General features: G+C 34.3%; 12 protein-coding genes. 3 read left to right on the forward strand and 9 right to left on the reverse strand.

Annotation, left to right across the window (positions count from 1 at the left end; all coding sequences use genetic code 11):
- Positions 1–186 precede the first annotated feature (186 nt).
- Positions 187–3,258, forward strand: coding sequence for a glucosaminidase domain-containing protein (locus JZO83_RS07985; protein ID WP_207115436.1), 3,072 nt, complete (start codon positions 187–189; stop codon positions 3,256–3,258).
- A 64-nt stretch (positions 3,259–3,322) separates the two neighbouring features.
- On the opposite strand, the gene JZO83_RS07990 is transcribed toward JZO83_RS07985, so the two are convergent.
- On the reverse strand, positions 3,323–4,480 hold the full coding sequence (locus tag JZO83_RS07990; protein ID WP_207115437.1) for a glycoside hydrolase family 73 protein: 1,158 nt from the start codon (positions 4,478–4,480) through the stop codon (positions 3,323–3,325).
- A 336-nt stretch (positions 4,481–4,816) separates the two neighbouring features.
- Positions 4,817–5,662, reverse strand: a complete 846-nt coding sequence (locus tag JZO83_RS07995; RefSeq protein WP_207115438.1) for an SDR family oxidoreductase — start codon at positions 5,660–5,662, stop codon at positions 4,817–4,819.
- Between the two features lie 126 nt (positions 5,663–5,788).
- Between JZO83_RS07995 and JZO83_RS08000 the strand changes: the two genes are divergently transcribed.
- Positions 5,789–6,256 carry an Rrf2 family transcriptional regulator gene (locus JZO83_RS08000; protein ID WP_207115439.1) on the forward strand — a complete coding sequence of 156 codons (468 nt, stop codon included), beginning with the start codon at positions 5,789–5,791 and terminating at the stop codon, positions 6,254–6,256.
- Positions 6,257–6,426: 170 nt separating this feature from the next.
- A complete protein-coding gene (locus JZO83_RS08005; RefSeq protein ID WP_207115440.1) occupies positions 6,427–8,037 on the forward strand; it encodes a hypothetical protein in 1,611 nt (536 codons plus the stop codon).
- Positions 8,038–8,208: 171 nt separating this feature from the next.
- Here JZO83_RS08005 and JZO83_RS08010 read toward each other — a convergent pair whose 3' ends face one another.
- The 7 genes from JZO83_RS08010 to JZO83_RS08035 all read right to left on the reverse strand — a co-directional run bounded on the left by JZO83_RS08010 (position 8,209) and on the right by JZO83_RS08035 (position 13,147).
- Complete coding sequence (locus JZO83_RS08010) at positions 8,209–8,541, reverse strand: DUF4176 domain-containing protein (RefSeq protein WP_206853107.1); 333 nt, start codon at positions 8,539–8,541, stop codon at positions 8,209–8,211.
- Complete coding sequence (locus JZO83_RS14395; protein WP_347401512.1) at positions 8,534–8,824, reverse strand: hypothetical protein; 291 nt, start codon at positions 8,822–8,824, stop codon at positions 8,534–8,536. The genes JZO83_RS08010 and JZO83_RS14395 overlap by 8 nt, the downstream gene beginning before the upstream one ends.
- Positions 8,825–8,903: 79 nt before the next feature.
- Complete coding sequence (locus tag JZO83_RS14400; protein WP_242542516.1) at positions 8,904–9,428, reverse strand: hypothetical protein; 525 nt, start codon at positions 9,426–9,428, stop codon at positions 8,904–8,906.
- Between the two features lie 44 nt (positions 9,429–9,472).
- Positions 9,473–10,342, reverse strand: a complete 870-nt coding sequence (locus JZO83_RS08020) for a DUF4176 domain-containing protein (RefSeq protein WP_207115441.1) — start codon at positions 10,340–10,342, stop codon at positions 9,473–9,475.
- Between the two features lie 55 nt (positions 10,343–10,397).
- Complete coding sequence (locus JZO83_RS08025) at positions 10,398–11,243, reverse strand: DUF4176 domain-containing protein (RefSeq protein ID WP_242542517.1); 846 nt, start codon at positions 11,241–11,243, stop codon at positions 10,398–10,400.
- An 88-nt stretch (positions 11,244–11,331) separates the two neighbouring features.
- Complete coding sequence (locus JZO83_RS08030; RefSeq protein ID WP_207115442.1) at positions 11,332–12,207, reverse strand: DUF4176 domain-containing protein; 876 nt, start codon at positions 12,205–12,207, stop codon at positions 11,332–11,334.
- A 43-nt stretch (positions 12,208–12,250) separates the two neighbouring features.
- On the reverse strand, positions 12,251–13,147 hold the full coding sequence (locus JZO83_RS08035; protein WP_207115443.1) for a hypothetical protein: 897 nt from the start codon (positions 13,145–13,147) through the stop codon (positions 12,251–12,253).
- Positions 13,148–13,171: the final 24 nt, after the last annotated feature.

The following is a 13,171-nucleotide window of genomic DNA, read 5'->3' on the forward strand; positions in this document are numbered from 1 at the left end:
GCATAAATGAAAATTTTTCGTAAGTTTTATTTTAATTTTTATATTAAGCTATATTTCTTGACAAAACTTAGAAAATATATTGGAAAATAATTAAATTTACGATAGAATACTATTAGCAACACTAAAACAAAAATAACATTTTCTTATGAATTAAATAAAGAAAAGATTATAATAGGAGGATATTTGATGAAAGTAAGTATTTTGCTTGCATCGATAATGTTATTAAACGCATCATTGTCGCCATGTATTGCTTTAGCAGAAACAGTAACAACCAATAATCAACAGATCGAAACCACCTCAAGTTCAATCACCGACGAAAAAACAACGAACGTAATATCTCCAACTACCATTTCAAGCACAAATGAAGAAATACCCCTGACCAGCACTGACAACCCAACAATAATAGGAACTCCTCAATTAATAGGTGAAAGCTATAAGGATGGTATTAGCAAACCTAAAAGAATCAACTTATCAGCGACTGAAGCCACGAAACAAGCATTTATTGAAGATGAGGAAAACAAAAAAACGACACATAGCTACATTGGTGGAAACACAATCTATGAAATCAATTCCACGGATGTTCAAGTCCCTACTCCCCCAACTACTGATTCATCTACGATCCAGTTAGCTGTCTACACTAGAGATGTCTCACAAACCAAACAAACTTTAGCTTATTATCTTGCACAACAGTTTAAAACCTATCAACTCTCACTCGAGAATCTCAAAGATATTCTTTCAATTGATCCAGCTTTAGCAATGGAGGAAGATAGTTTATCTACCTTGATTCAAGAGTACTACCCGCAAGTCTCAGAAAAAATTACTATTCAAGAAATAGAGGATTTAACTGATCAATATGGGAGTGTACAAGAAACACCAATATTCCCAACTTTGTCTCGTCAAGAGAATAGCGAAATGCTTACAGGAAGAGTTATTTTGACCCAAAAAACAGTATTATCTAACCATACTACTTGGTTTTTTGCTAAAAATGCTGACCAATACGGTTGGATAGCTGCAGAAGCTGCAACAAGCCATACCTCTCACTCAATGAGTGAAAATGAAAAAAAAGGAACATTGACTTCCAATGCGAGCCTTTACTCTACTTTGACCAATGCCTGGCTTGACGTTCCCGATGAATCGATTGATACATCTACTGTTTACGATGCAAAAAATAGTATAGAAATTGAACAAAGCACTTTTTATGAACTATCAGTAGATGGAATAATCGCTGGATATGTCCAAAAAGAAAACTTTCAATTAAACGATGATAGCAACGTAATCGATGGTACATCTAAGAGAGAATCTTCTTCCAAAATCACTAGCAATGTTCTAAATGATACTCCTGAACTTTATGCAGAAAACCATCAAGATAGCTCTATTACAGAAAGGACTACTCAACAGCCAATACTGACTTATGGCACACATATACGAAATATCGGATGGCTTCCTGAGGTAACAAACGGTGAACTTTCAGGCACAACCGGTAGAGTCCTTCCAGTTGAAGCACTCAGGTTAAACTTAAACTCCTCTTTGCAAGGAGCAATCGAGTACACTTCCTATGTCGAGCAGAACGGGTGGCAAAACTGGGTGACACAAGGAAATATTTCAGGAACTGTAGGTCAAGCAAAACAAATAGAAGGGATCAAACTGCGACTGACAGGTCAGTTATCCAATCAATTTAATATCTTCTACCGAGTCCATGTTAAGAACATGGGTTGGCTGCCGTGGGCAAATAACGGAAACCCAGCAGGATCAATTGGATATAAATTTCATATTGAAGCAATAGAAATACGTCTAGTTGACCAATCGCAAACCGGACCATCTGTTGGAGATTCTTATCTCGAGAAAGATCCCTCAATTCTAGCACGTAGTCATGTAACTAATCGTGGATGGCTAGATGAAAAAGATGCCGCCACTTTTGTAGGGACTACTGGACAAAATTTAAGTTTACAAGCAATTCAACTAAGGTTAACAGAAAACACAATTGGTGGTGGTATTAACTACCAAGCCCATGTGGCAAATCAGGGCTGGGAATCAAGTTGGCGTTCTAACGGTTCCACTTCAGGAACTACTGGATTAAACCTGCCAATTGAGGCTATAAGAATCAATTTAACTGGAGTAATCAGTACGCGCTATGATATTTATTATCGAATCCACGCACAGAATTTTGGTTGGTTAGATTGGGCAAAAAATGGAGAAAATGCGGGAACTCAAGGTTATGCCACACAGTCAGAAGCCATACAAATCAAATTAGTACCAAAAGGTGGCGCAGCACCAGGAGCCACATCTCGAGCGTTTCGTCTCGCACCTCCTAGGGTTAATTTACAAGGGCATCTATCCACAAACGGTTGGATTAGCCGTACAGGATTGACTACAATGATCAATTTCGCAAACCAAAGTCGCCAATTCGAAGCAATTCGGGCAACCTTGGCAAATTCCAGCTACTCCGGCACAATAAGTTATGATTCACATCTTACTAATATTGGTTGGACAAAAGCTGTTTCAAATGGAACAATATCTGGAACAACCGGTCAAAACCGTCCCCTTCAAGCTTTTTCTTTTAACTTAACAGAAGAATTAGCTGAACACTATGACATTTACTATCGCTCGTTTGTCCGTTCCCGGGGATGGCTAGGTTGGGCTTCGAATGGCCAAAAGGCTGGATCAGTTGGAATGAATCTACCTATCGAAGCAATTGAAGTCACAATTGTAGAAAATGATCGCAAACCTTCCGGTTATAAAGCGAATCAGCTAACCATTTTAGGACAGATTGATACCTCCACAGCAGAAGGAAGATTTGTCAATTCTATTACACAAAGTGCAAATCGAGTGGCCCCAGCATATGGATTGTACACTTCTGTCATGCTTGCTCAAGCAATTTTAGAGACCGGTTATGGCACTAGTTTCTTAGCACGTAATGCGAACAATTTCTTTGGTATGAAATTTAAAGATGGAGAAGATGAAGGAAAGTATAATTTCATATGGCATGTTTCAAATGAAGTTATCAATGGAGCAACTGTACCTGTTAACTCCAAATTCAGGGTTTATCAAAGTACAGATGAATCTTTTAAAGATAATGCTGTAAAATTAAAATATGGAGTACCATGGGACCCCGTTCGCTATCGTGGAACTTGGAAAGTTAATACACGTTCTTATCGAGATGCCACACGAGCACTGACCGGAACATATGCAACTGATCCAGACTACGGAACAAAGTTGAACAACATAATTGAGCGTTGGCGTTTGGATCAGTTTGATTGATTTTATCTAAAAAAATATCTACCTGACATGGTTAGACCAAGTCAGGCAGATATTTTTTTATTTATTAATTCGCATAAAAGCCAATTCCTTCATATCTCCAACCTAATGGAGTTAAAGAATCTCTTTCTACTGAACTTAATGTATAATGATGTGTTCCGATAGTTTCATTTGGATTAAACAATCGGTAAATTGGTTTAGAACCTCCAGAATAAAAGCTCAATCCTTCATATCTCCAACCTAATGGAGTAAGGGAATTGATTTCTGACTGAGCCATTGTATAGTGATGATCTCCATTATTCGGGTTGTACAGACGATACACCGGCTGACCATTATTTGGTGCTTGCCACGCAATACCTTCATATTTCCAACCAACTGTTGATAAGTAATTCTTTTCATTCGCATTCAATGTATACAAATGCTGTCCTGTACTTTTATTATATAAGCGGTACATCGGTGAAGTACTAGAATTTGGCGTGTCATACTGTGTCAGATTATAGGTTTCAATGATATTATTCAAAGTTGAACCATAGTTTGGTGCTGTCGCATAACGCCCCGTTAACCATGCAGTAGCATCTTTATATGAAGAGGTGTTACTTTTCCATGCACCTGAATAATAATACACTCCTGACTGGAACGAAGTTGTTTTAAGGACCGTCACATTATCTTGTAAAGACTCGGCATAAGAAGGGTATTTACGAAACGCAGCGTTTACAGTAATCCATTGTCCGTTAACAAATTCAGAAGTTGGCATCGTTACTGACTGTCCATTGTAACTTCCTTTTATTCCGAATAAATTATAGTTTGGTGCAGAAGCTAGGGTACTTTTCCCCCAGCCACTTTCAACAATCGCTTGAGCGATCATTACAGATGCGTATAAATCATTTGCGTTAGCTAATGTTTGTGCACTTGCAGCAATACTATCGATGAACGCTTGTTGATCGTTTGAAGAGGAACGTGCTGAGAACGCTGTTATTCCTGGATTTTCAAATTGCGATAAATCCGCTTGATGAGTATGAGTCAATTCTTCACCATTAGTTAATGGATTTGTGATAGACTCAGTTCTTTCCACGTTTTCAGTAGACTGTTCTGTTACTTCCTCTGTTTGGGTCGAGATAGTTGTTTCCGAAAAAGTGGCTGTTCCTTCTTCTGCAAACACAGTAAGATTAGTAGTTGCTATACTACTAAGTACGATTGCACTCAATAATAAATTTTTTGCTTTCATTTGATCTCCTTTATTCTTAATAAATAATTTAATATGTTGCATATGATAACAAAAAAGGGTTCCTTAAACATCATACACTTTTTAATTATACATACATTTCAACATTTTTCAGCATATAAATTCTTAAGATTTAAAGGGGTATTTATCAAATAATTTGGTGTGGAATTAGTATTTTATTCCACCAAAAACTAGCGTGTATCTAAGTTATCAAGGAGAATATCTCCAAATAAAGAGTAAACTTATGTCTTAGAAAAGCAATAAGTAACTTGAATTAAAACATTATATTCGAGAATTAATTGCTTAATAAAAATCCATATAAAAACTTATAGCCCCAGATTAAATACCTAACTCCTTCAATCCATCTTCTAATGAAGTCAATTCACGTCCTAATACTTTTTCAAAATCATCAGAAATCACATCTAATTGATTATTCCGAATATCATTTTGAATAGCAGCCGTCATTTCTGCACCACCTTGAGAAAATCCCGCATCTGTAAGCTTACCTATAAATCCATCTGTATCCAGTGAGAGAATTTCTATCGACTTGCCACTTACTTTAGCAACTTTTTCTGCCAACATTTGATACGTGATTGGTTTTCCAGATAATTCTAAGACTTCCGGATAATCCGTTCCTGCTAATACTTTTGCGGCTACTTCTGCGTATTCTCTCTTTAATGCCCAACCTGTTTTTCCTTCTCCAGCTGCATAAACAAATTGACCAGTTTTCAATGCCAGATCAATCAAAGGCATCTCATTTTCTAGATACCAGTTATTTCTTAAAAAGGTATGCTTGATACCAGATTCTTTAATGATTTTTTCTGTAAACTGATGGTCTGGCGCCAAGATACTAGTCGAATGGTCTGCATCCGCAAAACTCGTATAGGCAATAAAAGAAACACCAGCTTCTTTTGCCGCTTCCACGACATGCTGATGCTCAGCTTGTCTGTTCCCCGGCACTCCTGAAACAAATAGTAAACGATCAATACCCTTTAAGGCCTGCACCATTGTTTCGGGATCAGCATAATCGCCGATACGCACTTCGATACCTTCTTCTATTAATTGTTCTGCTTTTTCTTTACTACGTGCAAGAACATAGATTTCCTCCAAAGGAACTAGTTTCTTTAATTCATTTAAAGCATAGTGCCCAAATCCTCCGGTTGCTCCTGTTACTAAATATGTCATATTCCCACTCCTTTTTTATAATTAGCTATTTTCTCGATCACAAAGCTGTACATTTATAAAATACACCTTTATCATAAAGAGTATGCTAAGATAAGTCAAGAAATCAATTTGAAAGGATGGATTTTAATGAAATACTCTCTGCAACTAAGTGATGCGATCCATATTTTAGCTTACATCCATATCTTCCAAGGGACAGATCTGCTTTCCAGTGACATGATCGCACGTAGTATTGAAACGAATCCAACAAATGTCCGAAAAATCATGAGTCAATTAAAAAAGGCCGACTTGATTCATACGACAAGCGGAAAACCAGCACCTGTACTTGCAAAAGCGCCAGAAAATATCAACTTATTGGAAATTTATCGAAGCATCGAAGGAAACACAAGTTTGATTCAAGTCGATCCTAAAACAAATCCAAATTGTGTCGTCGGTGCCAATATACAAGAAGTCTTGACTGCAACATATTCTCAATTGCAGGAAAAAGTGGAAGAAGAAATGACGATGATCACATTGGATGGACTCATTCAACAAATCGCTCGATTAGAAAAAGAGAAACGCCCAGAAAATCAATCGATCGTGGAAAAATTTATTTAGCATCCAAGAAAACCATCCACTTGTAGTTATTTAAAGATAAAATAACATTTTTATATTATTATTACTTTTATATAAGATTAAATAATCTATGTACTGAAAAAAAAGTTGCTGTTTTCTTTTTATTTATTCGGTAAAATTAAAGTATAAAGATAACTACAGGAGGAAATATTATGAAAAATTGGCAAAGCGTTTTCGAGGAACCTGATTTAGATAATGGCTATACTTTATTTATCGAAAAGCATGTTCACGAATTTTTATTTACACAAGAACAGATCACCGCAAAAGTAACTGAAGAAAACAACGAGTATGACATATTGATCCAATTAACAACCCACGAACACTTCTATCGTGTAGCTTGCACTTGCTCACACGAAGGCAATGACCATTGTGCACATATCGCGGCTGTCTTATTCAAATACGAACAAGAGGATAAACATGAAAAAACACCGGATCTTATCAAGCTGATTTCCTATGCAAATGAACAAGATATCCATGACTTCCTATTAAGTATTTTAAGGGGTAATCAAAAACTTACACAACGTTTTCAAGAACATATTGCAATCAAAAATATTAGCGATTACGATAAAATGGTTGTTATTTTAGAAAAACACACTCAATATTCAACCAATAATACGAACGACCGTACAATACAAAAAATCAATAATGAACTGTCTGGATTTTTAACCAAGCTTGTTGATACTGCTGTCGAAAAAAATCAAATTCTTCATGCCTTTGAACTGATGAATCGAGTGGTCGAACACCTTGACTTAGCAAAGATACATAATGTAGAAAATGATGTAAGTCTTATCATGCATCAATGTTATTCACTATGGAAAAAGTTACTGAAACATGCCTCTGAACAAGAAAAACAACGCATGTTTTCTAAATTATCAGCCAAAGTAAACAGCACCACCGCAAGCCAGTCTTGCTTTTATATCCAACAAGTTTTACATGAAGAGTTCCCCCAACAGTTCTCAGATCATGAGCAGCAAGCCCTTGACCAAACAACTGAAAATAACGGGTTCTTCAATTATAAAAATAAACGACTTCTATCGATTCGCCAGATGGAGAACTTGAATTATTCAGATAACCAAATTCGGCAACGTGCACGAGAAAGCTGGCAATCACCCACAATACGTTCGCAGTATATCGACTACTTGATGCAAAAAAAAGCGTATGAAGAGGCCATTGTTGTTTTGAAGGAAAGCATTGTATTAGACAAGCATTCTTCCGATATGATCACTTTACATCGCTATGCGTTAAAAAATCTCTATCATAAATTAGGGAACAAGGAGCTTTATGCGGAACAAATTTTCCATCTACTATTAGAGGGAGAAACCGTTGATATGAATTTGATCCATCAATTGAAAAAATCCTATTCGATCGATCAGTGGGAAGAAGTACGTGAACAATTATTTGAGCAATTAAAAAATCGAACTGATGTTGGTTTATTCTATTCAAAAGAAAGACGGTATGATCTATTATTGGACTACATTCTCAAATCACCTGGCCTAGAAGAAGCCAGTCGCTATTTTTCTTTCTTAAGAAAGCAATTCCCAGAAGCACTCCTTCAAAAATATGAATATGAACTACGTCGAATGGCCGCTGAAACAACTACACGCTCTCGGTATCATAAAATGGCTTTGCTGATTGCCGAAATGGCCACTCTTCCAAGCAGCACAATCTCTGTTCAATTATTGATCAAAGAACTAAAAGAAAAGTATCCACGTAGAAAAGCAATGTTAGAAGAATTGAAAAAGTTGGAGAAAAATTATAAATGATGTAACAACAGCGATTCTGTGGTACAGCCACTACTACGAAAAGCCGAATCAACAAGCAACACCGTTGATTCGGCTTTTCGTATAGCTGGTCACTGATTTGTTGCTTTCCTATAATTTCCTAAAAAAGAAAAAGCATTTCAAGCACTTTAAAATAACAAGACGCACCTGCTATCAATCAAAGCCGATTGACACAGATTGATCTGGTTTACTTGCGGCTTCTTTCACATCAGCCTCCCACTTACCGTAGATATCTAAAAATCTCACTTCTTCTTCATCACTATATCCTTCAAACACAACTTTATCGATATTTTCATGATCAAAAAAAATCGTTGTTTCAGGATTTAAACCAGATGGATAAAGCACTGCCATATAATCTGCAAATGTATCTTTCCCCGTATGTTGATCTGTATATATCGCTCCTCTTCCAACGATAACTAATTTTTGTAAACCTTCCTCAAGCAAAACGATACTTCCTAATGGTAATAACTTTTTGACTTCACTCATTATGTATTTCCTCCTTGTCAGTTCCTTTGATATGCTTATTAAAATATTTCTCTCCGTACCATTCTAATTGTGTTTGCCCTTCCAGATTGCGGTATTCTTCTGAATATTTGTGTTTATAGTAACCATGTAATAGATATGGGAAGAATAGATAGGCTTCGGCGACCATCACTGCAATATTAAACGCTATCCACATAGCAAAAATGTTAATAAAACCGATCATATCGGTACGAGGTGTATCCCCACTAGGGAAAATAAATTTCCAAATCATGACTATTATGACCACTATCCAGCCGTAACTCATCACAATTTTTATGATGTTTTCTATAAAATCATCGAGCTTATTTTTTTCTTTGTTTTTTATATTAAGCATTTTTTATATTTAAGGAATTATATTTACTTCTAATAACGATATAGCCTACTACCGTTAATAAAATTAAAACGACTATCATCCCAATAGAAGTTAATAGTTTCAGAAAAATAGTAATAAAAAATAAATTTACTGTCAGTATTAACCAAATAAGGTAATTGTTACAGGTGTTCATTGTAATAAAAATTCTTGTACTACTATTATTCTTATTTTTATATCTTGTATATAACCAGATAGATAAATAAATAAAAAGTAATATCCAAAAAAAACTTTCTGGCAAGAAATTTATATCTGGTTCAGGAACAAAGCTATTTCTATCAGGACTTTTCATCCCAAATTCAGTAATTTTTACAAAACCATATTGTGCCATTATTAAAATTATTGATAAAGACATTAATAAAAAGCGCTTTTTCCCATTATATAACCCTCTTTTTTCAGTATCTTTTATCATATAATCGACTAAACGATCATCCAACAAGTTTAGACTTTGTTCAAATGTCGCATTGAATAATTTTTTCATATTCTTCACCAATTAAAGCTACGCTCATCTCTAATGTCTACTCCTTATATTTTTTCTTCTTTATCAGTTCCTTTGATATGTTTGTTAAAATATTTCTCTCCGTACCATTCTAATTGTGATTTCCCTTCTAAATCACGGTATTCTTCTGAATATTTGTGTCTATAATAACCATGCAATAGATACTGGAAGAATAGATAGGCTTGTGCAATAATAAAGCCTATATCAAGTGCTAACCACATCGCTAAAATTTCTATAAAGCCCGTTACATCTGTGCGTGGTGTATCTCCACTAGGAAAAATAAAGTTCCAAATAACCCCAATAATAACGACTATTGAGCCATACTTCACCACTAGATTTATTATTTTTTCTAACCATTTATCTACCTTTTCTTTTTTATTTTTATTATAGAGCAAATTTTCTAAGGAAGTTTTCTTACTTCTAACTACTATATATCCTACTAATAAAATTATTGAGAAAAATATTCCCATTCCTATAACTGTTAAAGGCTTTAGAAACGCTGTAATAAAATAAAGATTAATTTCAATTACTAGCCAAGCAAAAATGTTTACCGTATTAATGTAGCCCCAGACAAATTTAGTAGCTCGATAACGTTTAATCAATGTATAGATCCATATAACTAAATACATCACCAAAAATAGCCAAAATATAAATGAAGGTAAAAAGTTTATCTCGGCTTGTGGGAGAAAACTATTTCTATCGTGGTTCGTAACAATCCTATTTGTAAATAAAACTATGCCATATAGCAAGCCTATCAAAGCTAGCGCTAATATTTTCAATAAAATAGGTCTTTCTTTTAAATCCCACCTTTCAACATCATTTTTCATGTAATTGATTAGCTTGTCATTTTTCAAATTTAAACTTTCTTCAAAAGATGCCTTGAATAAATTTTTCATAATTGTCCCCAATTAAAGTTCATTTTCTCTGTACGAACACTTTAATCTCTCTATGCTACACTTCTTCCATAGCGGTTCCTTTGATATGTTTGTTAAAATATTTCTCTCCATACCATTCTAATTGTGTTTTCCCTTCCAGATTGCGGTATTCTTCTGAGTATTTGTGTTTATAATAACCGTGTAATAGATATGGCAAGAATAGATAGACTTCTCCGAAAATCATAACGATATTCATAGCTATCCATAGACCTAAAGTACTGATAAATCCAACAAAATCTGTTCGGACCTCATCACTATCCGGAAATACGATTTTCCATACCATGACGACAATGACAACTATCCAGCCATATTTTATTGCTTTCTCTACTAACATAGCCAACATATCTTTCTTTCTCCCTGTTCCATACAAAACATACTCAATTGAACGCTTCTTATTTATAAAAATGACACAACTAGCTAGTAATACTATTGCTAGTAATACTGTCAATCCTATTGGAGTCAATGGTTTAAGAAAAAATGTTATACACCATAAGTTTGCACTCAACAACATTATTATCAATAGATTATTCGCATTTAGAAGGAAAGTAACTTGACTAATTTCCTTGTAAACGACTTTTTTGATGTAGATGATACATAGTAACCATAAAAATAAAAACATGACCACGAGCCAAGATGGGAAGAAGTTGATTTCAGCTCTGCCCACAGGACTATTAGGATCTTGGTGGTAAAACATTGTAGATATAAGATAAACAATGCTAAATATCACGATTGAAAAAAAAGTATTTAATATTGGTCTACTCCGAAGTGATTTAGGATCTCCTTTCTCAATCATATATATTATTAATTGGTCATCCAACAACTTAATACTTTGTTCAAATGATGCATTAAACAGATGTTTCATATTCTCTATCACCAAAAACTAATCTTTGGAATTTTCACCGAAGATCGTGCCTTTCCAGTTATTTTATATATTTCCACTACTTCCTATGCTATTTCTCTTCCCTGTCAGTTCCTTTGATATGTTTGTTAAAATATCTCTCTCCGTACCATTCTAATTGTGTTTTCCCTTCCAAATGACGATACTCTTCAGGAAATTTATTTTTATAATAACCATGTAATAGGTATGGCAAGAACATATATAGTTCCGCAACTATGGTTCCAATATTCATTAACTGCCACATGAATACGATACCAATAAATCCAAAAATATCATTACGAACTTCTCCAGTATCTGGAAATACAAATTTCCAAATTCCTACGATAACAATCAAAATCCCCCCACATTTCAAAATAAAATCCATCAATTTTTCTATTTTCTTATCAACCTTATTTAATTTTGAAGTGCTGTTAAACAAAAGACGTTCTAGTGCATTGAATTTACTGATCACCAAAACATATCCCACCAAAATCACACATAGATACAAAAATAAAGTACCAAAAAGTGTTAGCGGTTTAAAAAAAATTGTTAAAAAATATAGATTCATCAGGATAACTAATAATATGATGTAATTATTCAAATTATTTAACTTAATAAATAATTTATTACTGAACCTACTTTTCGTTTGAAAAAAAATAAAACTACATAAATAGATAATATTCAATATCCAAAATAAATTTATTGGCAAAAAATTTATACTAGGAATCGGGAGAAAACTAGCAGGATTATGTTGTAAAATAGAGTCTCTTGAAAGAATAGCTATACCATATGAAAAAAGAACTAACATTAGAAATAGAATTACTGGTAAAACTTTTTTTTCTCCGTTATATAGTGATCGTTTAGATGTATCTCTTATCATATAATCAACTAATGGATCATCTAATAACTTTAAACTTTGTTCAAATGTCGCATTGAATAATTTTTTCATATGCTTCTCCATTTAGAGTTAATCTCATCCTGACGTCTACTTCTTATGTTTTTGTTTTTTCTTCTTTATCAGTTCCTTTGATATGTTTGTTGAAATATTTCACCCCATACCACTCTATTTGTGTTTTCCCTTCCAAATCGCGGTATTGTTCTGCGTATTTTTGCTTATAATACCCGTGTAATAGATAGGGGAAGTATAGATAGGATTCTGCAAAAATTATGACAATATCCATAGCTATCCACATACCTAACATACTAATGACTCCAAAAATATCTGTTCTTACTTCACCACTGTTCGGGAAGACGAACTTCCATAATATACCTACGGTCACAATTCCCCAGCCATATTTCATTGCTAATTTCATTACTTGATCTATCAACATATCTACCTTATCTTTTTTTCTTTCAACTTCATATAACACGTACTCAATCGTACGTTTCTTAGTCTTAAACACGAGGTAGCTAACTACTCCGATCAATCCTAGTAGGAATAGCATACCTAAAATGGTTAGTGGTTTAAGAAATACTGTTATGAATAAAAGATTCATCTCTATCACTAACCAGATAATATATAAGTTTAAGTTGAATTGACCTCGTATTCTTGTAAAGTAATACTCCCCTCTATCCCTAAAAATGAAAACTAAAGTTAGCCAGATACAAAATAATAAATAAAACAACCACATTGGTAAAAAATTGATATCTGGTGTAGGAAGTGGACTAGGTCCTAGTTCTCCTGCACTAATTTTCGTGGATATAACGGCGATCAAATAATTGATTCCTATTAAAAAGGCAAGTAATAGTACTCCGATCACTCTAGCAACTACCTTTTTACCACCTGTTGGATCGGGTAATTGATTAACGTCTTTATTCATAAAAGTAACAAATGTATCATCACTTAAATTTAAACTTTCTTCGAATGTCGCATTGAATAATTTTTTCATATTTTTCTCCAGTTAAAGCTAATC

Origin of the sequence: Enterococcus sp. DIV1298c (assembly GCF_017316315.1) — a bacterium.
Classification (GTDB): domain Bacteria; phylum Bacillota; class Bacilli; order Lactobacillales; family Enterococcaceae; genus Enterococcus_B; species Enterococcus_B mangumiae.